Raw genomic sequence first — 19700 nt, 5'->3', positions numbered from 1 at the left:
AAACGAGGACTCAATGAATCAGCAATCCAAAACTATTTTAAAAAAAGCTATTATTGGTATTTTATGTTCAGTTATTCTGATATTATTAGACCAGTTTACAAAACATCTTGCAGTAAAGCACCTGAAAGATCAGATGCCTGTTGTTTTATGGAAAAATGTTTTTGAACTCAGTTATTTAGAGAACCGTGGTGCAGCTTTTGGTATCCTTCAGGGAAAACAGTGGCCACTTATCATTTTCACAGTGATTGTTTTAATGATTATCATATATTTATATCTGATGCGTATTCCATCCGAAAAGCATTTCGGATTACTCAATGTAATCGCCATTCTGTTTTTTGGCGGTGCGATCGGTAACTTTATTGACCGGGTCATGCAGGGATATGTTGTTGATTTTTTCTATTTCAGGCTGATCGATTTCCCTGTATTCAACGTTGCAGATATATACGTGACTGTGGCTGCAATACTTTTAATATTATGTCTGTTATTTTATAAAGAAGAAGATTTTGAACGTATTCTTCCGGCAAAAAAGAAAAAATAACAATATCTGCATGCCAGAAATACCGTATCAGACAAGAATGGAGTATTTATGAAACAGGAAACTTTCGAAATAGAGGCAGAATATGAAGGAGAACGCTTAGATAAATATCTAAGCGTTATTTTTGAGCAGTCTGAGAGTACTTCAAATGCACCTTCACGTTCTTTTTTTCAAAAATTAATCAAAGATGGACATGTAACAGTAAATGATTCCCAGGAAAAGGCAAATTATCGTCTGCATATGGATGATCTTGTATGTGTGGAAATTCCCGATGCTGTAGAAACACCGATCCTCCCGGAAAATATTCCTCTTGATATTTTATATGAAGATGATGATCTTCTCGTTGTCAATAAACCGAAAGGAATGGTTGTACATCCATCCGCAGGTCATTATTCAGGTACTTTGGTCAATGCAGTCATGTTTCACTGTAAGGACAGTCTTTCAGGCATTAACGGTGAAATACGTCCGGGAATCGTACACAGGATCGATATGGACACAACCGGTTCACTGATTGTATGCAAAAATGATGAAAGCCACGTTAAAATTGCCGAACAGATCAAAGAACACAGTGTCAACCGCAGATACCGCGGTATTGTATATGGCGTTGTAACGGATGATGAAGGGACGATCAATGCTCCGATCGGCAGACATCCGACCAACCGGAAGAAGATGGCAATCAATGAAAAGAATGGGAAACCTGCGATCACACATTATAAAGTACTGGAACGTTTTTCAAATTATACTTACATGGAATTCAAATTAGAAACTGGCAGAACCCATCAGATCCGCGTACATATGGCAAGTATCGGTCATCCATTGCTTGGAGATACCGTATATTCCAGTGGAAAAAGTCCATTTAAGACGCAGGGTCAGACACTCCATGCCATGACTATTGGTTTTGTACATCCGTGCACGAATGAATACATGGAAATATCGGCTCCACTTCCGGAATATTTTTTGAAAATATTAAAAAGTTTGCATTAAATTTCGAAAAATTATTTTATTTTTCGAGAAAGTGTAGTATAATTATACAAAAGAAAGTGAGGGATTTTTATGTCAAATAAGATATATACCATTGGACGTGAATTTGGAAGCGGAGGTAAAGCAGTCGGTGAGGCGCTTGCTGACAGACTTGGTATCGAATTATACGATAAAGAATTATTACAGCAGGCGGCAAAAGACAGTGGTTTTTGCGAAGAAATTTTTGAAAATCATGATGAAAAACCAACCAGCAGTTTTTTATATTCACTGGTTATGGATACATATTCCGTTGGAAGTTATAATTCTTCACCATTTTTGGATATGCCATTGAACCATAAAGTATTCCTTGCACAGTTTGAAACGATCAAAAAGATTGCAGATCGTGAATCCTGTGTTATCGTCGGCAGATGTGCGGATTATGCACTGGCAGATTATACGGACTGCATCAACATTTTTATTCATGCAGATATGGAGAAACGTATCAAAGCTGTCAGCAAACGTCTGAATATCACAGAGAACAAGGCGAAAGATCTGATCCAGAAAAAGGATAAACAGCGTGCCAGCTATTACAATTATTATTCCAGCAAACGCTGGGGCGATTCCAACAGCTATCATTTGACTCTTGATGCAGGAAAACTTGGTATTGATGGATGTGTCGATATGATTTTAAAATTCCGTGAAATTATGGATGCACAGAAATAAAATACGAAAAAGAATATGCTTAATATAATTTTTATCCTCATCAAAGCCTTTTTACTTTGATGAGGATATTTGATTTTTTAATGTAGAAAAGTGTATGCAGATCATCCGAAATATGTTAAATTTTTAATAGAATTTTTTTATAAAAAACGAAGAAAAGGGAGTAACTACAGATTATGAGACTCATAGTACAGCGTGTAAGCACAGCTACATGTCGGGTAGATGACCGGATAACAGGAACTATTCAGAAAGGTTTTATGGTGTTAATCGGTATATCTGATTCTGACACAAAAGAGATTGCAGATAAAATGATAAAAAAACTAATTGGACTTCGTATTTTTGAAGATTCTGAAGGAAAGACAAATTTATCATTGCAGGATGTTGCAGGAAGCCTGTTATTAATATCACAGTTTACTTTATATGCAAATTGCAAAAAAGGAAACAGACCGTCTTTTATAGGTGCTGGCAAACCAGATATGGCAAAGGAACTTTATAACTACATTATTGATAATTGTAAGAAACAGGTACCAATTGTAGAACAGGGAATTTTTGGGGCAGACATGAAAATTTCTCTTGTAAATGATGGACCTTTTACAATCATTCTTGATTCTGATGAAATCGTTGGGTAAAGATTTATTGTATCAGACACAAATTTCGTATGTATCAGAGTATCAATGTTTTATGTATTGGTAATTTTATATGTTCGCAAAACACAAGTTTAACGAATAGTTGTGTTTGGAATCAGATGATGCAGCTTGTCAACTCAATATACGCTGTGTCGGCAACATTTCTCATCTGCATTTTTACTAAAAATATTGTATAATAAAGAAAGTTCAGGAGGCTTACATATGAAATTACAGCAATTATACAGCTATACCAGAAAAGCAATTGATGAATATCAAATGATCGAATCCGGCGACAGAATCGCCATTGGTATTTCCGGAGGTAAAGATTCTCTCACACTTTTATATGCATTGAGTGGTTTGCGCCGATTTTATCCCAAAAAGTTTGACTTGTTAGCTGTGTCAGTAAATCTCGGTTATGAAGATTTCGACCTCACTGCCGTATCAGACCTATGTCGTGAACTTGATGTTCCATATCATATCGTTAACACAGAAATAGCTAAAATCATCTTCGAAGAACGTGATGAAAAGCCTTCCTGCTCCTTATGTGCGAAAATGCGCAAAGGAGCATTAAATCAGGCTATTAAGGAACTAGGCTGCAATAAAGTGGCATATGCACATCATATGGATGATGTGATCGAAACAGCATTTTTATCCATGATTTATGAAGGACGTTTTTATGTATTTCCTCCAAAAACTTATATGGCTGATTCTGATCTTACGATAATCCGTCCTCTGATCTATGTATCTGAAGCAGAGGTAAAAGGATTCCGAAATAAATATCATCTTCCAGTCGTAAAAAATCCCTGTCCAATGGATGGTAATACCAGACGTGAATATGTAAAACAGCTTATAAGACAGCTTAATTTGGACAATCCAGGTGTAAAAACCAAACTTTTTCATGCTATCTTAACCGGAAATATACCTGGATGGTCAATTATAAACAACGAACAAAATTAAACTTTATACAAAGTTGTATTCTTTACTCTCATACTTATTATGAAAATAAAATTTTTACTGTAAAGTGCGTAGAATGGAGACCTGCTATGAAAGAAAAAGCATATTATGAAACAATAAATGTAAAGAATGAAGTAAAATTACGAAAACTATTAGAGGCATTACCCCCTTTTTGCAAACAATTTTTTATTGGCATCGAAGCAACCAGCTCCTCCAGGACAAAAATTGCATATGCTTACGATATCGGCTGTTTCTTTGATTACCTGCATACAACAAATCCGATCTGTGCCAAAATGAATATTACTGAGTTTCCCATATCTATTTTAAATGAGATTACACCAATGGATATCGAAGAATATCTCTCTTATCTGAAATATTACGAAAAAGACGGAACGGAACATACAAATGATGAGGTTGGACTAAAACGAAAACTTTCTTCTTTACGCTCCTTTTATCATTACTATTATAAAAATGGACTGATTGAAGATGATCCTACAGTTAAAGTAGACATGCCTAAAATACATGAAAAGAATATCATCCGTCTGGATGTTGATGAGGTTGCAAAACTTCTTGATGAAGTAGAATCCGGTGAAAATCTTACTGCAAAGCAGCAACAATATCACGAAAAAACAAAAGTACGGGATCTTGCAATGATGACACTTCTGCTTGGAACAGGTATCCGTGTTTCAGAATGTGTTGGTCTTGATATGGAAGATGTTGATTTTAAAAATAATGGTATTAAGATTCACCGCAAAGGTGGCGCAGAGGTTGTTGTATATTTCGGAGATGAGGTTCGCAAAGCACTTATGGATTACTTTGTGGAACGTCAGAAAGTTACTGCAGCTGACGGAAGTATTAATGCCCTCTTTTTATCGCTTCAGAATAAACGCATGAGTGTGCGAACTGTTGAAAATATGGTAAAAAAATACTCCAAACTGGTAACAACCTTAAAACATATTACACCGCATAAACTCCGCAGTACCTATGGTACGTCACTCTATCGGGAAACCGGTGATATTTATCTGGTTGCGGATGTTCTTGGCCATAAAGACGTCAATACTACCCGCAAACACTATGCTGCTCTTGATGATGAAAGGCGAAGAAGTGCTGCTAAGTATGTCAAGTTAAGGGAAGTTTAACTGATAGAATATACAAGTATATAGATGAATCATGAGAATAAATACGAAAGACATTTTGTAACGCGATTATTATTGAAATGATATGATACAAAAGTGTTATCCGTTCAAGAACTATATAACACTTTTGTACAATATCCAGAATTTTACATCTCCGGCAACAGAATACTGTTGATTTTTTCTTGAATCCTGTGCTGCACCAGTTCTGCAATCTCATGTGTTTTCAAAGAACCGTATTCGTCAAATAAAATAGGTTTCAGATAATGTACCTGTGTTGTAACAGGTCCCAGATTAAAACTGTTAAAAACCTTATAGGAATCGATCAGAGCAACCGGTATGATCGGTGCTTTTGTCTTTAAAGCAATTTTAAAACTTCCTGCTTTAAAATCACATACATTATTACGATTATTAAAATCATATCCCCCTTCCGGGAAAAGAATATAACGTTTGCCCTGTTTGACATCTTCTGAAACTTCATTGATGATCGTAAGTGCCTGTCTTACATCTTTTTTATCAAGACGTTTTCCCTGCAGCAGATCAACAAATTCCCGGACAAGAATTGTATTGGACTTTGCGCGATCCATAACAATGGAACACGGATTTTTATGTGTATAGATAATACCAAGTGCATCATATTTTCCCTGATGATTCGGATACATCATATAACCCCCCTCAGATGGGAGATTCTCCAATCCATATGCTTTTGTTTTAATTCCACCAGTCGTTTTCATAAGGCGGATCACGTGGCGCGCAAGCTCATATCGCTCTTCTTCTGAATATTTTTCAGGATGATCCGCTTCCTTTCGCATCTTTGGAATCATATATGGTGCCCTGAAAAGATTCATAAGAATTACATAAATAAACTTTAACATAACTTCAATGCTATCCTCCGTACCTGACACAGAAACATCCTGAAAAATTCATTCTACCCAGTGATGCTTTTTTGCCGAATGTAACTATTATAGCCTATTTTGAAGAAAAATACAACATTCTTACATATGGCTCCGTCAAGGTCTATTTTAAGTATTCTGCTGAATAATATGGTACCGTCAGATATTCCCCCTCATGGATGTCATCCGGGAAAACATGATTGATCGTACATACTTCTTCTATATACTCTGAAGTATCTTTATAATCATCTGTCATATATATCCCCGCAATGTCACTCAATGTCTGTCCCGGTATGATCTGTATGCTGGTGTAATATTTATAAGTAGTACTCGATTCACCGGCTGCCTGCGCACGGATAGTACCAAAACATGTAAAGCAGATAATTCCAAATAATACCATTGATAATGCGATCAAAAAAACTGGTTTCTGATTCTTCCTATTCTCTCTTATGCTTCTCATAAATAACCTCCATCTAATGCGAACATCTGTTGCGAACAACTGTTTGTATATCTGTATCATAATACACGAACATTTGTTTGTCAATAATAAAATCGAACAAATTTTCGGAATATATGTTTGCATTTCTGTTTGTAATATGATAGAATAAATAATAAACACAGGGCAGAATAATCCCTTTACAAATTGATGAAATATATTTTATCGTATAACAGGAGGCACTTTATGGCATATGGCAAAATCAGCAGTAAGCAGCAAGAAATATTAGAATATATCAAGCAGGAAATTTTAAACAAGGGTTATCCTCCTGCTGTTCGTGAGATCTGTGAAGCAGTTCATCTGAAGTCAACCTCTTCTGTTCATTCACACCTTGAGACACTTGAGAAGAATGGCTATATCCGAAGAGACCCTACAAAACCACGTGCAATCGAGATTATTGATGACAATTTTAATTTAACCAGACGTGAAGTTGTTAATGTTCCTATCCTCGGTCAGGTAGCTGCTGGTCAGCCGTTACTTGCTGTTGAAAATATCGAAAATTACTTTCCGATTCCTACTGAGTTTATGCCGAATGCAGAGACATTTATGCTAAAGGTAAAAGGTGACAGTATGATCAATGCAGGAATATTTAATGGTGATAAGATTCTTGTACAGAAACAGTCTGACGCACAGAATGGAGATATTGTTGTTGCTCTTGTAGATGATTCTGCAACAGTAAAGACTTTTTATAAAGAAAATGGTCACTATCGCCTGCAGCCGGAAAATGACACCATGGATCCAATTATTGTAAACGAATGTTCGATCCTTGGAAAAGTATTCGGTATTATGCGATTTTTAAATTAAAGAGAAAAAGAAAAAATCACCAGCTTTTCATTATGATCTGGTGATTTTTTCTTCATATGAGATTTATATATGCAAAAATAGTTTCTATTTATAATATCTGATTACCTTTATAAAATTTTATCCCTTACAGTTCATCCACACTGATTTCTTTACCATCTTTCCAGATACGTTCCAGATCATAAAACAGTCTGTCTTCCTTTGAAAAAATATGAATAATGATATCATTATAATCCATCAGAATCCATGTAGATGACTGGTTACCTTCTACCTGTCGTACTTTAAGATCTGCTTTATACAAAGCCTCATCGACTGCATCGCGCATTGCCTGGATCTGGTTCTGATTCATTCCATCTGCAATGATAAAAAAATCTGCGATCGGTGAAATCTCACGGATATCAATTACTTTGACATCCTCTGCTTTTTTGTCTTCCAGTGCTTTTACTGCTATTTTACAATATTCTGCTGAAGTCATAAATTTACTCTCCTATTATTCTGTAGATTTTCCGGTACTGTTCACTCACAGTCAGGAATAGATTTAAGTTTCAAAATATTAATTATGATTTTTCCTGTACTGCCGGTAAAAATCATACGTCATCTTTGTCGTTGAATCAATGCTTCCACCACGGCTGGACAAATAAGCAAGCGTATCATGCAGTATTTCCGCCATACAGGCATCTAAATCCTCGAAGGCAATCTTTCTTATATAAGGAAGATTCTCAGCCTTATCGCGCCCAGGCTCAATATAATCTGCAATATAGATGATCTTATCTAAAAGGCTCATATCCGGCTCACCTGTCGTATGAACTTTGATCGCATGCAAAATCTGTGGATCAGACACCTCGTACACAGTTTCAGCCAAAAAGGCTCCTAATTTTGCATGTAAAAGATATGGGCTTTTGTATTCTACCGGATTGATCAGAATATGATTTTGCTCACACATTTCTATTTTCTGGTCATTCGGGATGCATTTTGCACAATCATGAAGTAACCCTGCAAGCATTGCCTTTTCCATGGAATACTCATGTGCCATGGCAAGACATCCTGCCGTATACATAACACCTTTTGTATGTTCGTAACGTCCTTTATCCAGTTCTTTTTTTAATTTTTTTCGAATTTCAATAAGTTCCATGATGCCCTCCATTCCTGCCCGTTTCACAATGAAAATACCATTTTCATCACAGGTCTGTGACATGGCATAAATCCTGTGTGCCTTATCCTCTATTTTTCTTCATATAAATGGCGTTTCTTAATATATGTCATTACTTTAGAAGGAATCAGGGATATATCTGTCTTTCCACATTTTAAAGCTGACCGGATCTCACTCGATGAAATATCTGTTTTTCCACCTGTAATTGGATAAATTTCAGCCGGAAACAATTTTTTCAGGGCAGAAATCTTTTCCTCAACTTCCGACAAATTCATATCATCACGTACCGCAGCCAGAATAACTGCCTTTTCGCAAATAATCTCTGGATGATACCATTTTTCAAGATAATCAAGTGAATCTGCACCCATAATAAAGAAAAATTTCATATCCGGATATATTTCTTCTAATTTTGTGAGCGTCAGATAAGTATAACTTGTCCCTTCCGCATCGACTTCAATTCGCGAAAGTTTAAAATATGGGATATCGCAGATAGCCAGCTCTGTCATTTCTGCCCGGATGTCTGCGGCTGTCATTTTATTTTCATCTTTATTTGGTGAATGACCTGCCGGAATAAACCATACCTCATCTAATGCAAATTCTTCATATGCACTCTGTGCAATATTTAAATGTCCCTTATGAATCGGATCAAAAGAACCGCCTAAGATACCAATTTTCTTTAAGTGCTTTTGTCCGACCCTGCACTCTGCTTCTAACATATCAGCCTGGCAGCTCGTACTTGGTATTTTTCTTTGCCTGACGGAATAAAATGATTTTCTTTCCAATTACTTTTACAACATCAGAATGTGTTCGTTCTGCTGTCATTGCAGCGATTTCCCTCGGATCATCGATACAGTTTTTTAATACAGCTACTTTGATGAGTTCTCTCTTTTCTAAGGCTTCATCCAACGCCGTGATGATCTCCGGCGTAAGGCTTGCTTTTCCGATATGAAAAATCGGATCCATTGTACTTGCACACCCACCAAGGTATGCGCGCTGTTTACTTGTTAATGCCATAACGTTCCTCATTTCCGCACCGTTTCCCAGTGCCATTAATATCACATCAGTTTCTTATTATTTATAATAATCAAATTCAAATCCATACATACGCACAGTATCACCATCTTCGATTCCCTGAGTTTCTAATTCTTTTAGGATGCCCTGTTCTTTCATAAATTTCTGGAAGAATAAAAATCCTTTTTCGGAATCGATATTGGTATAACCAAGCATTTTTTCAATCTTTGGTCCCTCAATCTCAAATGCTCCGTCTGCCGCCTGTGAAATCGTGTAAGGCTCATCCTTAAAGAATCGTAATGCCGGATCAAACTCAGGTTCATAGATCACCGGTTCACTGCTGCAGTGATCAAGCAATTCCTGTACGTGATACAGTAACTCTTTTAAGCCCTTTCCACTGACTGCCGAGATTGGGAATACACGGATTCCGTCTTTTTCAAACTCCTGTCTTAAAGACTGGACGATCTCATTCTCATCACCGTACACGGCATCCATCTTGTTTGCTGCAATCACCTGCGGCTTTTCTAAAAGTTTCGGATCATATGCCTCTAACTCTTTCATGATAGCACGGATATCTGCAATTGGATCACGTCCTTCCGTTCCAGCTGCATCGACCACATGGATCATAACTTTTGTACGCTCAATATGGCGTAAAAACTCAAGTCCAAGTCCGACACCTTCAGACGCACCTTCAATAAGTCCTGGAATATCTGCGATGACAAATCCCTTTGCACCGTCTAAGTCTACAACTCCAAGATTTGGCTGCAGGGTTGTAAAATGGTAATTCGCGATCTTCGGCTGTGCATTGGTGACTCTTGACAATAACGTTGATTTTCCGACATTTGGAAATCCGACCAGCCCGACATCTGCGATTACCTTTAACTCTAGCTTTACTTCAAGTTCGATCGCATCTCCACCAGGCTGCGCATATTTCGGTGCCTGCATGGTAGAAGTTGCAAAATGCTGGTTTCCAAGACCGCCACGGCCACCTTTTAAAATTACCTGCCTGCGGTTATCGCCGGACATATCAGCGATCACTTTTCCGGATTCTGCATCTTTAATTACAGTTCCAGCAGGAACCTTTAAGATCAGATCCTCCCCATTCTTACCATGGCAGTTACGTTTTCCGCCCTCTTCTCCAGGCTGTGCGGCAAATTTTCTTCTGTGACGGTAATCAGTAAGTGTATTTAATCCGTCGTCAACCACGAATACAATATCACCGCCGCGTCCGCCGTCTCCGCCATCCGGACCACCATCCGGTACATATTTTTCCCTGCGGAAACTAACATGACCGTCTCCGCCTTTTCCTGATTTTATAATAATTGTTGCTCTGTCTGCAAACATATTTTTCTACCTCAAATTTAACAAAAACATATACATAAAGCCGTTATCATCATAACCTCTGGTACATGTAAATTATCTGTCACATTCTTAATACAAATAGAACCCGGCTATTACATCCATCTGCGATGGATGTGCCATCTGTGATGGGTGTTCATAGTCGGGTCCACAGTACATTTTATTCAGCTACTGGATAAACGGAAGCCTGTTTTTTATCTCTTCCTTTTCTTTCGAATCTTAAAATACCATCTGTTAAAGCAAATAATGTATCATCTCCACCGATACCTACATTAACACCTGGATGAATCTTTGTTCCACGCTGTCTGTATAAAATGTTTCCAGCTTTTACAAACTGTCCGTCTGCTCTTTTTGCTCCTAATCTCTTAGATTCGGAATCACGACCGTTCTTTGTAGAACCAACTCCCTTTTTATGAGCAAAAAACTGAAGGTTCATATTTAACATGTCTTACACCTCCCTGAATTTTAGAATGATATAATCATTTCCATAAGTGTTTTGTATTCCCTGCAAACCTAAAACCAATGACCTCATAAGTAGATCGGCATCATGTCCTGCCGGGGAAGAAAACGATAAGCTTATCTTTCCTGTCTCCTCATCCGAATCAGTAGAAAAGGCATCTTTCGTATATAAGCCGAGACTGTTTACCGTATTGATGACCAATGCGGAAATCCCTGCACACACAATATCTTCGCCTTCCTCTGCATATCCGGCATGTCCAAGACATTCAAAGCCTAAAAACTCGTTGTCACGGTTTCTGAAAATCGTTATCTTTGTCATAACAACTTTCCCTGTCGATTACGCGTTGATCTTTTCAATCTTAACCTGTGTAAACGCCTGTCTGTGACCGTTTTTCTTGTGATAGCCAGTCTTTCTCTTGTACTTGTAAACGATAACTTTTTTACCTCTGCCCTCTTTTACGACAGAAGCCTCAACAGAAGCGTTTGCTACATCAGAGCCAACTTTGATACCGTTGTCAGATACAGCTAAAACCTGATCAAAAGTTACTTTCTCACCAGCTTCTTTTCCGAGCTTTTCAATGGTAATGATATCGCCTTCGGATACTTTGTACTGTTTACCACCTGTTGCTATAATTGCGTACATATGGCACCTCCTATTATCATTACTCGCCAGTTATGGTGCCTTCTATCTGGTTTTAATACAGAATAGACGGACTTTTAGACCTCACTGTGCGGCATACTTCGTTACTTTAGCATATTTTTTTTATTACGTCAACTGTTTTTTTCATATTTCAAAAATATTTTTAAATAAAAGCAAAATATATTAAAACTAATGCTCCAAGCACAATCCTGTACCAGCCAAATACTTTAAAGTCATGTTTTCTGATATAGGACATCAGGAAACGGATCACAATAATTGAAACAAGGAATGCCACCACTGTTCCAACTCCTAAAATGATAAACTCTGCTCCAGTAAATGCGAATCCGAACTTTAAGAGTTTTAACAGACTCATGCCAAGCATAACCGGAACTGCAAGATAAAATGTAAATTCTGCAACGGCAACACGTGAAACACCGATGATCAGTCCACCGATGATCGTTGCACCGGAACGAGAAGTTCCCGGAATTATGGAAAGCACCTGAAATAATCCGATCATAAACGCTGTCTGATAAGAAATATCAGCCAGTGTCTTTATCTTCGGTTCTCTTGTCTTATTCCAGTTTTCGATCAGAATAAAAGCTACACCATAAAAGATCAGTGCAATGGCAATTACGACCGGAGTATGAAGATGTGCTTCAATATAATCATCAAATAAAATCGTAACAGCCGCTCCCGGAATGCATGCTACAACTACCTTAAACCATAAAGAAAATATATCTTTTCTTATTACCGGCTTTGTTTTATCTTTAAACTGAAACGGAAACATCCGGTTCCAATAAAGAACAACGACTGCAAGGATCGCACCGAGCTGGATAATAATAAAAAACATTTCTTTGAAAGAATCGCTTGCGTTTAACTGCAGAAATTCATCAACTAAAAGCATATGTCCGGTGCTGCTGATCGGCAGCCATTCTGTAATTCCCTCCACGATTCCAAGAAAAATTACTTTTAAAATCTCAATAAAACTTAAATCCATTTTACACTCCATTCCTGTCAGGATAAACTCTCCCGCAATGATTTTTTTATTTTTTTTCTGGTAACCTCTACCAGACCGAGTTTTGTCATCTCGACAATCTGCGTTGGTACCGGATCTTTTTTCAATGCCGCTCCAAAAGCATTCAAAAGTTCCATTTCTGCCTTCTTTGATTCCAGATTAATAAAATCAACGATCACAATTCCCGAAATATTGCGGAGCCTTATCTGCCGTGCAATTTCTTCTGCAGCTTCTATATTCACTTTAAGGAAATTTTCCTGCATTTCTTTTTTTGCAATATTCTTTCCGGTGTTTACATCGATCACCGTCAATGCTTCTGTCGGCTGGATGACAAGGTACGCTCCAGACTTTAGCCATACCCGCTCCCTCAATGCATCATGAAGCTGCGAAGCAATTCCACTAAGGGCAGCTAACGAAATCATTTCGTCATTATAATAACGGATTTTTAATCCATGCCCGGTAAGTACTTCATCTACTCTCGATTTAATACTGCCTCCGGTCACAAGCTGCTCTGTGCCAATGCCATACATGCCACAGATTGATTCATAAATTGTCCGGTCATCTGTCACAACTTCTTCCAGATCTGTTTCATAAAGCCCGTTTAACATCTTCTTCCACGGCTGATCCTCTTTATGAACAAGAGAATAGCAGTTTAAATGTTTTGAACCTGAAATACTTCTTTCGACCTCTTTTTCAAGCTGAATTAATTCAAAAAGCAGTTCATCTTTTGATGCCTGCGCTGCATTCGTACGGATGATCACACCACATTTTAACTGATCTTCCTTTGGCAGAAAACTTTTCACAGTGTTTAACAGTTCTTCTCTTTTTTCATTTCCAAGTTTAGAAGAGACACCGATCTTTCGTTTTCCAGTCGTAAGGATCACATATTTTCCAGTGAAAGTAAGGTTTGTGCTTACGGAAGGATCCTTTGTCTTTAACGCTTCTTTTACTACCTGGACAAGAAGTTCATCTCCTGCACATATCGCCTTTTTTTCGGACTGCTTCTTGGTAAAAACCGGATTTTTCAATTCCTGTAACGGAAGATAACAGTTTTGTCCCGGAGCAATACGGACAAATGCGGCATTCAGATTCTTTACAACATTTTCCACCCTGCCGATATAAATATTTCCAAGTAAAGACGTCCCTGTCAGAGATTCCGGCACCACTTCTATTAATTTTTTCCTGTCATCACAGAGAGCTGCAATGCGGTATTCTTTTTTTTCTATTTCTGTCGTTGTAATGATAAAACGGTTCATCGGATCACTTCACCCATTTTTCCAAGGGAGATAAATCCATCACCTGCAGGATCTATTGCATACACATCCCTGCGGTGAATCTGGATCGCATTCTGGTCATAAGTATAACCCATCGCCTGAAACATTGCTTCAAGTACAAGTTCCGGTTTTAAGTTATCAGTACTTCCGGTGGATACCTTTAAATAAAACACTGGTCTGCCTTCTCTTTCTGATACGTCAAATGCATATACAAGCTGCTTTAAGTCCATGACTTTCTCGCTCTTTTTTGTCTGTTTCGTGACCAGAAATTCTTCTTTTTCTGTAAAATATCTGCGGATACCATCTGCAAAAGCAGGAACATCTGCAGCCGGTTCATAACCATCTTTAAAGTAAAGGTCATAATCTGCAGCAGCTACCATGGACATTGCTGTTTTGGCGTTGTCCGGCAGTTTTACATATTCAGTAACTTCCACACCTTCCACCATAGTATCGTTCAGCGCCTTGATCGATGCTTCACTTGATCTGGTAGAATTTACTTCAATATCAAGATACTCCCCATCACTGGTGATTCCGACACCAAGCGGTGCCGCAAAAGACATGATCTGGTGCGGGGAAAAACCTTCTGAATAACAGATATCAATTTCTGCCCTGCGCATTGCTTTCTGAAAATAACGCATAATATCCAGATGTCCGATAAAACGCATTACTCCGTATTTACGGAATTTAATCCTTATTTTTATCATAATGTCAACCTTACATTAACCCTTTCTTCTTTTACATTAAGTATCTCATGTAAAACATTAAGTATCTGTTCTTAACGCTCTGCCATACAAACTCCAGTTTTAAACCGGGCTGCACCACATCCGGAACAGCGCATCCTGCAGTTTGGAGTTACATTCTCTCCCATAGCATTTTGCCATTCACGTTTTAAGAATTCTTTTGTCACACCCGTATCAATAAAATCCCATGGAAATACTTCGTCGAGGGAACGTTCTCTCTTGGTGTAAAAGTCCATATCTACACCGCATTCATCAAATGCATCTAACCATCTCTGATAATCAAAATATTCGGACCACGCGTCAAATATGCCGTCATGCTCATAAACAGTACGGATCACACTTCCAACTTTACGGTCACCACGTGCTAATACACCCTCTAATACTGTCACGTCTGCTTCATGCCAGTTATATTTGATACTTTTACGGTTTAACTGTTCCTTTACCGTATCATTTACAACCTTCGCACGTGCAATATAATCTTCCGGATCATGCATGGATGCCCACTGGAACGGCGTAAAAGGCTTTGGCACGAAAAATGATGTTGAAATTGTGATCTGGCATTTACCATTCCGCCTGTCCTTCGGGATCTCATAATACCGCACCGCAATATCATTTGCCAGTTCCGGTATTGCTTTCATGTCTTCTTCTGTTTCTGTCGGAAGTCCTAACATAAAGTAAAGTTTTACCTTATTCCAGCCACCCTCGAATGCCATACCGGCACCTTCTAAGATAACCTCTTTTGTAAGTCCTTTATTGATAACATCTCTAAGCCGCTGGGAACCAGCTTCCGGGGCAAATGTCAGGCTGCTTTTTTTGATATCCTGTACTTTTCCCATAACATCTAATGAAAATGCGTCGATACGCAAAGATGGAAGTGAAATATTAACTCCCTTTCCTTTAAATTCTTCAATCAGAAATGTAACAAGTTCCTGCAGCTGTGAATAATCAGAGGAACTTAAAGAACTTAAAGAAATCTCTTCATGTCCGGTTGACTTTAACATCTTGTACGCAAGTTTCTTTAAACGTTCCACATCCTTTTCACGTGTCGGACGGTAAACCATACCAGCCTGACAGAAACGGCAGCCACGGATACATCCCCTTTGGATTTCAAGAACAACACGATCCTGTGTTGCCTTGATAAACGGTACGATCGGTTTTTCCGGGTAAACAGCCTGTGTCATATCGGTAACGATCTGCTTTGTGACTGTATGCGGTATATCCTCAAAAATCGGTTCAAATTCTGCGATCGTGCCATCTTCCTTATAACTTACTTCATATAAAGATGGTACATAAATACCAGGAATCTTTGCCGCCTCATGTAAAAACTCTTTGCGCGAAGCACCGCTCTGTTTCTTTTTTTTGTACAGATCAAGCAGTGTGTCATAGGAAACCTCTCCTTCTCCCATATAAAACAGATCAAAAAATTCTGCGATCGGTTCAGGATTATAAGTACATGGACCTCCACCGATCACGATCGGATCATCCTCTGTACGGTCTGCCGCCTCAATCGGGATCTGACTTAAATCTAAGATCTGTAAAATATTGGTATAGCACATTTCATACTGGATCGTGATTCCTAAGAAATCCGCATTTTTAACCGGCTGCTGTGATTCTAAGGAAAACAGTGGAATCTTCTCATCCTTTAAAATTTTATGCAGATCCGGCCACGGAGAATATACACGCTCACACCAGACATCCTCCCTTTTATTTAACATATCATATAAGATCTGGATACCAAGGTGTGACATTCCTATCTCGTAAACATCTGGAAAGCACATCACGAACCGGATATCAACCGCATCTTTATCTTTTATCACACTATTTAATTCGTTACCTATATAGCGTGCTGGTTTGTCGATCTTCATCAGTATCTCATCGGATAAAGCTAATTTTGTCATTTAAAAAAATCCTTTCTCTTTTCTCTCTTGCGCTCAATGTATCATAACATAATTTTTGAGATTTGTATAATAATGATTATCACAGATCATTTCTGTGACCGTCTGTGTGCTGTAACCACAAATATCCGTATGTGTATACATACAGGCTAAAAAAACTGCAAAAATGCATAAAGAAAGAAAAATACGCAGTTTTAGTGCAGCTGCAAATCCCATTTCCGGTGCAGAATACTCTGATTCTCCTGTCCGCCTTTTTTGCATGCCGTTTTCCTCATAAAAAGAGTCACGGATATTCTGCACATATTCCCTTCGTCTGTCTATTATTTGTCTGTCCATAAAAATCTCCATTCTTGCGTGTGAAAAATGTATTTTTCACACTATCCTCATTTCCAAGCCAGTCTGTCTGTATATAATTATATTACATACAAATGTTTTATATGCGGTATTAGTTTACCATAAAAATATTATGTATACTTATCGTTTTATTTTTTTCTTTCTTGAAAATGGGATCTGAAGCCATTTCAGTAATGTATTATCAAGGATCATTGCACCGAATGCCGAAATAAAAAGTGTCAGGACCATCATAACGATACAGCCACCTGCAATGCCACCGCTCAATACATCAACATGTAGCTTCTGCTTTACCACAAAATGAAGTACACCCCAGTGGATCAGTAAAATAGAATAACTGTACCGGCTGATCCACTGCACAAAAAAACTGTTTTTTGTTTTCTGAACTGCAAGTCTTTTTACCAATATAAAAATAGCTGCTGAAAATGCCATCATTGTCGGTGAATTCTGATAGATATAATCTACATAATTATTTCCGTTCCAGATCCACATACATGTTTCCAAAAAAGCAAGGAAGCCCGCCATCAAAAAAACATTTTCCATTTTTCTGCTGCATTTTTCGGCAAGAAAATATCCAAACAAAAAAGTTCCCGCAAAAGAATCTACAACGATTCCAAACACAGATTTTACCCCAAACAAGGGCAGATAAGTATCCAGCGTGCAGATGATAAATATTACTCCGATCACACCCGACAACACATTATCCGGTATATTGTGTACGATATACCGGATAAACGGTGTCAACACATACAACCAGATAATTACATAAACAAGCCAGAAATGCGGTGCCTCCACCGGGGCACCTGTTAAGATCCGTTTTAACATCAGAAACCAGTGGTCTGGTTTCAGCCAGTCAATCCCCTCTTTTGCAACAACATAGAGGATATAATAGACAACCAGAGGTATCGCTACTTTCGTGAAACGTTTTCGAAAAAAAATACCGGCCGGCTCATTTTTTACCGGAAGCAGCAACGCTCCGCTTAACATTACAAAAAGCAGATTACAGGATAAAAGAATATAATTAAAGATGGTAAGCACCCGAAATGCGATACTTCCGTATTCTGTCATGGACGCAGCAAGTGAAACTGTATGTACCCCGATCACAAATACGGTTGCTATGACACGCAGATCATCAATGTAGATCTTACGATTTTTTATATTCTTATTTCCAATAAATATTTGTTTTATTTTTTCCAGCATAGGATTCTCCCTTTTGCGGCTTTTATGTGATTATGGATTTTCCCTATTACCCAAAAAAACTTTGCCGTACTTTTCAGTATAGCAAAGTTTTTCTATTCCCTCAACCGTTGAATATGTAATTATTATCTCTGGGAAAGTTCCTGAGTAATCTCCTCCCAGGTAACTCCTTTTTCTGCCATTAAAACCATCATGTGATACATAAAATCAGATATCTCGTATTTGATATCTTCCGAATCCGGATTTTTAGCGACAATGATGATCTCTGATGCTTCCTCTCCGATTTTCTTTAAGATCTTATCAAGTCCTTTATCAAACAGATAGTTGGTATAAGAACCTTCTTTTGGATTTGCCTTACGGTCTAAAATGATTGCATAAACATCTTCTAATACCTTAAGCGGATTCTTCTCCATGTATTCTTTTTTAACGATCTCGTTAAAGAAACAGGAACCATTTCCGGTATGACATGCCGCACCGATCTGTGATACTTTTGCTAAAATTGTGTCATAATCGCAGTCAGCAGTCAATGACTTTACATACTGGATATGACCCGATGTCATTCCTTTGATCCATAATTCCTGACGGCTTCTGCTGTAATAGGTCATCTTTCCAATATTAATCGTCGTCTCAAATGCCTCTTCATTCATATATGCAAGCATCAATACTTCATCTGTACGATAATCCTGCACGATAACCGGAACCATACCATCTGAATTTTTCTTTAAATCTGCCCATTTTAATGCAGGTTCAAAGTTGTCCATCTTAATTCCACCTGCGGAAAGCTGGGACTTTATTTCCATGATATCTGTTTCCGGATCATTGATAAAAGAACCGGCGATTCCACGCACATTTTCCCGTTTTAATGTCTCAATAATTTTTTCGTAATCACATTCCTCAAAATATACGACATAAGGAACATCCGTAATATTTTCGATCGCAGTCAGAACACCGGTATTTAAAACCAGAAGCTCATGAAAATGCTCCTGCATTTCCTCCTGATGTTTAAAAACAAAATCAACATTTGCTACTGATACGAGGATGCGTTCTTTTCCAAAACGATCGCTTGCCTCTCTTGCGATATCCATACTGTTAGATTTCGCACCGTTTACAATAACCTGCAGACATCCGGCATAAATAAACTTCTTAACATCTTCAAAACGGCTGATATTCCCGCCGGCACAGACTTTGATCTCAACATTACGATTGATGTTTTTGATCGTTTGAATATTTTTTTCATGTTCTTCATCATCCTCCGATAGATCAAAGATAATGATCTTATCAATACCACTGTCATTATAAAGACGTGCAAGACTGATCACATCCCATCCCATCGGTTCAAAATTATCCATACCTTTTACAGCCTGTCCATTTTTCAGATAAATGGTGGCGACAATGTTTTTATGTTCCATATTATAAAACTCTCCATTCCTGCATTTTCCTGATAAGCGATATACTTTTCTCTTTCATTGATCACAGATTCATTTCTGCAGG

24 protein-coding genes are annotated in these 19700 nt (G+C 38.0%); 7 read left to right on the top strand and 17 right to left on the bottom strand.

From position 1 onward, the window contains the following. Positions 1-13: 13 nt before the first annotated feature. From lspA to DW650_RS00910, 6 genes are all read left to right on the top strand, one after another. Complete coding sequence (lspA, locus tag DW650_RS00935) at positions 14-538, top strand: signal peptidase II (protein WP_117922138.1); 525 nt, start codon at positions 14-16, stop codon at positions 536-538. 48 nt (positions 539-586) lie between these two features. Next, the gene (locus DW650_RS00930) at positions 587-1519 is read left to right on the top strand and encodes an RluA family pseudouridine synthase (protein ID WP_117922139.1); all 933 of its coding nucleotides are present in this window, start codon (positions 587-589) and stop codon (positions 1517-1519) included. A 69-nt stretch (positions 1520-1588) separates the two neighbouring features. Further along, positions 1589-2218: a cytidylate kinase-like family protein gene (locus tag DW650_RS00925; RefSeq protein ID WP_117922140.1), complete on the top strand. Its 630-nt coding sequence runs from the start codon at positions 1589-1591 to the stop codon at positions 2216-2218. 173 nt (positions 2219-2391) lie between these two features. Then, complete coding sequence (gene dtd / locus DW650_RS00920) at positions 2392-2844, top strand: D-aminoacyl-tRNA deacylase (RefSeq protein WP_117922141.1); 453 nt, start codon at positions 2392-2394, stop codon at positions 2842-2844. A gap of 219 nt (positions 2845-3063) precedes the next feature. Beyond that, positions 3064-3798, top strand: a complete 735-nt coding sequence (locus DW650_RS00915; RefSeq protein ID WP_118208838.1) for a tRNA 2-thiocytidine biosynthesis TtcA family protein — start codon at positions 3064-3066, stop codon at positions 3796-3798. Positions 3799-3884: 86 nt separating this feature from the next. After that, the gene (locus tag DW650_RS00910; protein WP_117922151.1) at positions 3885-4934 is read left to right on the top strand and encodes a tyrosine-type recombinase/integrase; all 1050 of its coding nucleotides are present in this window, start codon (positions 3885-3887) and stop codon (positions 4932-4934) included. Between the two features lie 143 nt (positions 4935-5077). Here DW650_RS00910 and DW650_RS00905 read toward each other — a convergent pair whose 3' ends face one another. Next, on the bottom strand, positions 5078-5803 hold the full coding sequence (locus DW650_RS00905) for a lysophospholipid acyltransferase family protein (protein ID WP_117922152.1): 726 nt from the start codon (positions 5801-5803) through the stop codon (positions 5078-5080). Positions 5804-5945: 142 nt separating this feature from the next. Further along, positions 5946-6281 (bottom strand): hypothetical protein, encoded by a 336-nt coding sequence (locus DW650_RS00900; protein ID WP_117922153.1) that lies wholly within the window; start codon positions 6279-6281, stop codon positions 5946-5948. Positions 6282-6503: 222 nt separating this feature from the next. Between DW650_RS00900 and lexA the strand changes: the two genes are divergently transcribed. Next, positions 6504-7121 (top strand): transcriptional repressor LexA, encoded by a 618-nt coding sequence (gene lexA / locus DW650_RS00895; RefSeq protein ID WP_117922154.1) that lies wholly within the window; start codon positions 6504-6506, stop codon positions 7119-7121. A 124-nt stretch (positions 7122-7245) separates the two neighbouring features. Here the strand turns inward: lexA and rsfS are convergent, their stop codons facing one another. The 15 genes from rsfS to hisIE form a co-directional block, all read right to left on the bottom strand. Continuing rightward, a complete protein-coding gene (rsfS, locus tag DW650_RS00890) occupies positions 7246-7593 on the bottom strand; it encodes a ribosome silencing factor (protein ID WP_006856091.1) in 348 nt (115 codons plus the stop codon). A gap of 78 nt (positions 7594-7671) precedes the next feature. Next, entirely contained in the window at positions 7672-8250 is a 579-nt protein-coding gene (gene yqeK / locus DW650_RS00885) for a bis(5'-nucleosyl)-tetraphosphatase (symmetrical) YqeK (protein ID WP_117922189.1), read from the bottom strand. 89 nt (positions 8251-8339) lie between these two features. After that, the gene (nadD, locus tag DW650_RS00880; protein WP_117922155.1) at positions 8340-8984 is read right to left on the bottom strand and encodes a nicotinate-nucleotide adenylyltransferase; all 645 of its coding nucleotides are present in this window, start codon (positions 8982-8984) and stop codon (positions 8340-8342) included. Between the two features lies 1 nt (position 8985). Continuing rightward, a complete protein-coding gene (gene yhbY, locus DW650_RS00875; protein WP_117922156.1) occupies positions 8986-9282 on the bottom strand; it encodes a ribosome assembly RNA-binding protein YhbY in 297 nt (98 codons plus the stop codon). A gap of 57 nt (positions 9283-9339) precedes the next feature. Continuing rightward, a complete protein-coding gene (gene obgE / locus DW650_RS00870; RefSeq protein WP_117922157.1) occupies positions 9340-10623 on the bottom strand; it encodes a GTPase ObgE in 1284 nt (427 codons plus the stop codon). Between the two features lie 175 nt (positions 10624-10798). Then, on the bottom strand, positions 10799-11083 hold the full coding sequence (gene rpmA / locus DW650_RS00865) for a 50S ribosomal protein L27 (protein ID WP_006856086.1): 285 nt from the start codon (positions 11081-11083) through the stop codon (positions 10799-10801). A 3-nt stretch (positions 11084-11086) separates the two neighbouring features. Beyond that, on the bottom strand, positions 11087-11416 hold the full coding sequence (locus tag DW650_RS00860) for a ribosomal-processing cysteine protease Prp (RefSeq protein WP_117922158.1): 330 nt from the start codon (positions 11414-11416) through the stop codon (positions 11087-11089). An 18-nt stretch (positions 11417-11434) separates the two neighbouring features. Then, entirely contained in the window at positions 11435-11740 is a 306-nt protein-coding gene (gene rplU, locus DW650_RS00855) for a 50S ribosomal protein L21 (protein WP_006856084.1), read from the bottom strand. Between the two features lie 160 nt (positions 11741-11900). Then, positions 11901-12734 carry an undecaprenyl-diphosphate phosphatase gene (locus tag DW650_RS00850; protein ID WP_117922190.1) on the bottom strand — a complete coding sequence of 278 codons (834 nt, stop codon included), beginning with the start codon at positions 12732-12734 and terminating at the stop codon, positions 11901-11903. A gap of 17 nt (positions 12735-12751) precedes the next feature. Next, a complete protein-coding gene (locus DW650_RS00845) occupies positions 12752-14008 on the bottom strand; it encodes a ribonuclease E/G (RefSeq protein ID WP_117922159.1) in 1257 nt (418 codons plus the stop codon). Further along, on the bottom strand, positions 14005-14730 hold the full coding sequence (locus tag DW650_RS00840; protein ID WP_117922160.1) for a TIGR03936 family radical SAM-associated protein: 726 nt from the start codon (positions 14728-14730) through the stop codon (positions 14005-14007). The genes DW650_RS00845 and DW650_RS00840 overlap by 4 nt, the downstream gene beginning before the upstream one ends. Positions 14731-14801: 71 nt before the next feature. Continuing rightward, entirely contained in the window at positions 14802-16664 is a 1863-nt protein-coding gene (locus DW650_RS00835) for a TIGR03960 family B12-binding radical SAM protein (protein ID WP_117922161.1), read from the bottom strand. Between the two features lie 33 nt (positions 16665-16697). After that, the gene (locus DW650_RS00830; protein WP_241070675.1) at positions 16698-16997 is read right to left on the bottom strand and encodes a hypothetical protein; all 300 of its coding nucleotides are present in this window, start codon (positions 16995-16997) and stop codon (positions 16698-16700) included. 138 nt (positions 16998-17135) lie between these two features. Continuing rightward, positions 17136-18212 (bottom strand): acyltransferase, encoded by a 1077-nt coding sequence (locus DW650_RS00825; protein ID WP_117922162.1) that lies wholly within the window; start codon positions 18210-18212, stop codon positions 17136-17138. Between the two features lie 122 nt (positions 18213-18334). After that, on the bottom strand, positions 18335-19618 hold the full coding sequence (hisIE, locus tag DW650_RS00820; protein ID WP_118208837.1) for a bifunctional phosphoribosyl-AMP cyclohydrolase/phosphoribosyl-ATP diphosphatase HisIE: 1284 nt from the start codon (positions 19616-19618) through the stop codon (positions 18335-18337). Positions 19619-19700 lie beyond the last annotated feature (82 nt).

The organism is Roseburia sp. AM23-20 (assembly GCF_003470905.1).
GTDB lineage: Bacteria > Bacillota > Clostridia > Lachnospirales > Lachnospiraceae > Roseburia > Roseburia rectibacter.
This window is presented reverse-complemented; position numbering and strand designations above follow the sequence as displayed.

Coding starts and splice junctions, on each gene's coding strand:
- DW650_RS00910 (WP_117922151.1), top strand. CDS start 3,885: ATGAAAGAAAAAGCATATTATGAAACAATAAATGTAAAGAATGAAGTA.
- DW650_RS00925 (WP_117922140.1), top strand. CDS start 1,589: ATGTCAAATAAGATATATACCATTGGACGTGAATTTGGAAGCGGAGGT.
- DW650_RS00900 (WP_117922153.1), bottom strand. CDS start 6,281: ATGAGAAGCATAAGAGAGAATAGGAAGAATCAGAAACCAGTTTTTTTG.
- hisIE (WP_118208837.1), bottom strand. CDS start 19,618: ATGGAACATAAAAACATTGTCGCCACCATTTATCTGAAAAATGGACAG.
- rpmA (WP_006856086.1), bottom strand. CDS start 11,083: ATGTTAAATATGAACCTTCAGTTTTTTGCTCATAAAAAGGGAGTTGGT.
- DW650_RS00930 (WP_117922139.1), top strand. CDS start 587: ATGAAACAGGAAACTTTCGAAATAGAGGCAGAATATGAAGGAGAACGC.
- yhbY (WP_117922156.1), bottom strand. CDS start 9,282: ATGGCATTAACAAGTAAACAGCGCGCATACCTTGGTGGGTGTGCAAGT.
- rplU (WP_006856084.1), bottom strand. CDS start 11,740: ATGTACGCAATTATAGCAACAGGTGGTAAACAGTACAAAGTATCCGAA.
- obgE (WP_117922157.1), bottom strand. CDS start 10,623: ATGTTTGCAGACAGAGCAACAATTATTATAAAATCAGGAAAAGGCGGA.
- DW650_RS00905 (WP_117922152.1), bottom strand. CDS start 5,803: ATGTTAAAGTTTATTTATGTAATTCTTATGAATCTTTTCAGGGCACCA.
- DW650_RS00825 (WP_117922162.1), bottom strand. CDS start 18,212: ATGCTGGAAAAAATAAAACAAATATTTATTGGAAATAAGAATATAAAA.
- lspA (WP_117922138.1), top strand. CDS start 14: ATGAATCAGCAATCCAAAACTATTTTAAAAAAAGCTATTATTGGTATT.
- DW650_RS00860 (WP_117922158.1), bottom strand. CDS start 11,416: ATGACAAAGATAACGATTTTCAGAAACCGTGACAACGAGTTTTTAGGC.
- rsfS (WP_006856091.1), bottom strand. CDS start 7,593: ATGACTTCAGCAGAATATTGTAAAATAGCAGTAAAAGCACTGGAAGAC.
- lexA (WP_117922154.1), top strand. CDS start 6,504: ATGGCATATGGCAAAATCAGCAGTAAGCAGCAAGAAATATTAGAATAT.
- DW650_RS00830 (WP_241070675.1), bottom strand. CDS start 16,997: ATGGACAGACAAATAATAGACAGACGAAGGGAATATGTGCAGAATATC.
- DW650_RS00845 (WP_117922159.1), bottom strand. CDS start 14,008: ATGAACCGTTTTATCATTACAACGACAGAAATAGAAAAAAAAGAATAC.
- nadD (WP_117922155.1), bottom strand. CDS start 8,984: ATGTTAGAAGCAGAGTGCAGGGTCGGACAAAAGCACTTAAAGAAAATT.
- yqeK (WP_117922189.1), bottom strand. CDS start 8,250: ATGGAACTTATTGAAATTCGAAAAAAATTAAAAAAAGAACTGGATAAA.
- DW650_RS00840 (WP_117922160.1), bottom strand. CDS start 14,730: ATGATAAAAATAAGGATTAAATTCCGTAAATACGGAGTAATGCGTTTT.
- DW650_RS00915 (WP_118208838.1), top strand. CDS start 3,064: ATGAAATTACAGCAATTATACAGCTATACCAGAAAAGCAATTGATGAA.
- dtd (WP_117922141.1), top strand. CDS start 2,392: ATGAGACTCATAGTACAGCGTGTAAGCACAGCTACATGTCGGGTAGAT.
- DW650_RS00835 (WP_117922161.1), bottom strand. CDS start 16,664: ATGACAAAATTAGCTTTATCCGATGAGATACTGATGAAGATCGACAAA.
- DW650_RS00850 (WP_117922190.1), bottom strand. CDS start 12,734: ATGGATTTAAGTTTTATTGAGATTTTAAAAGTAATTTTTCTTGGAATC.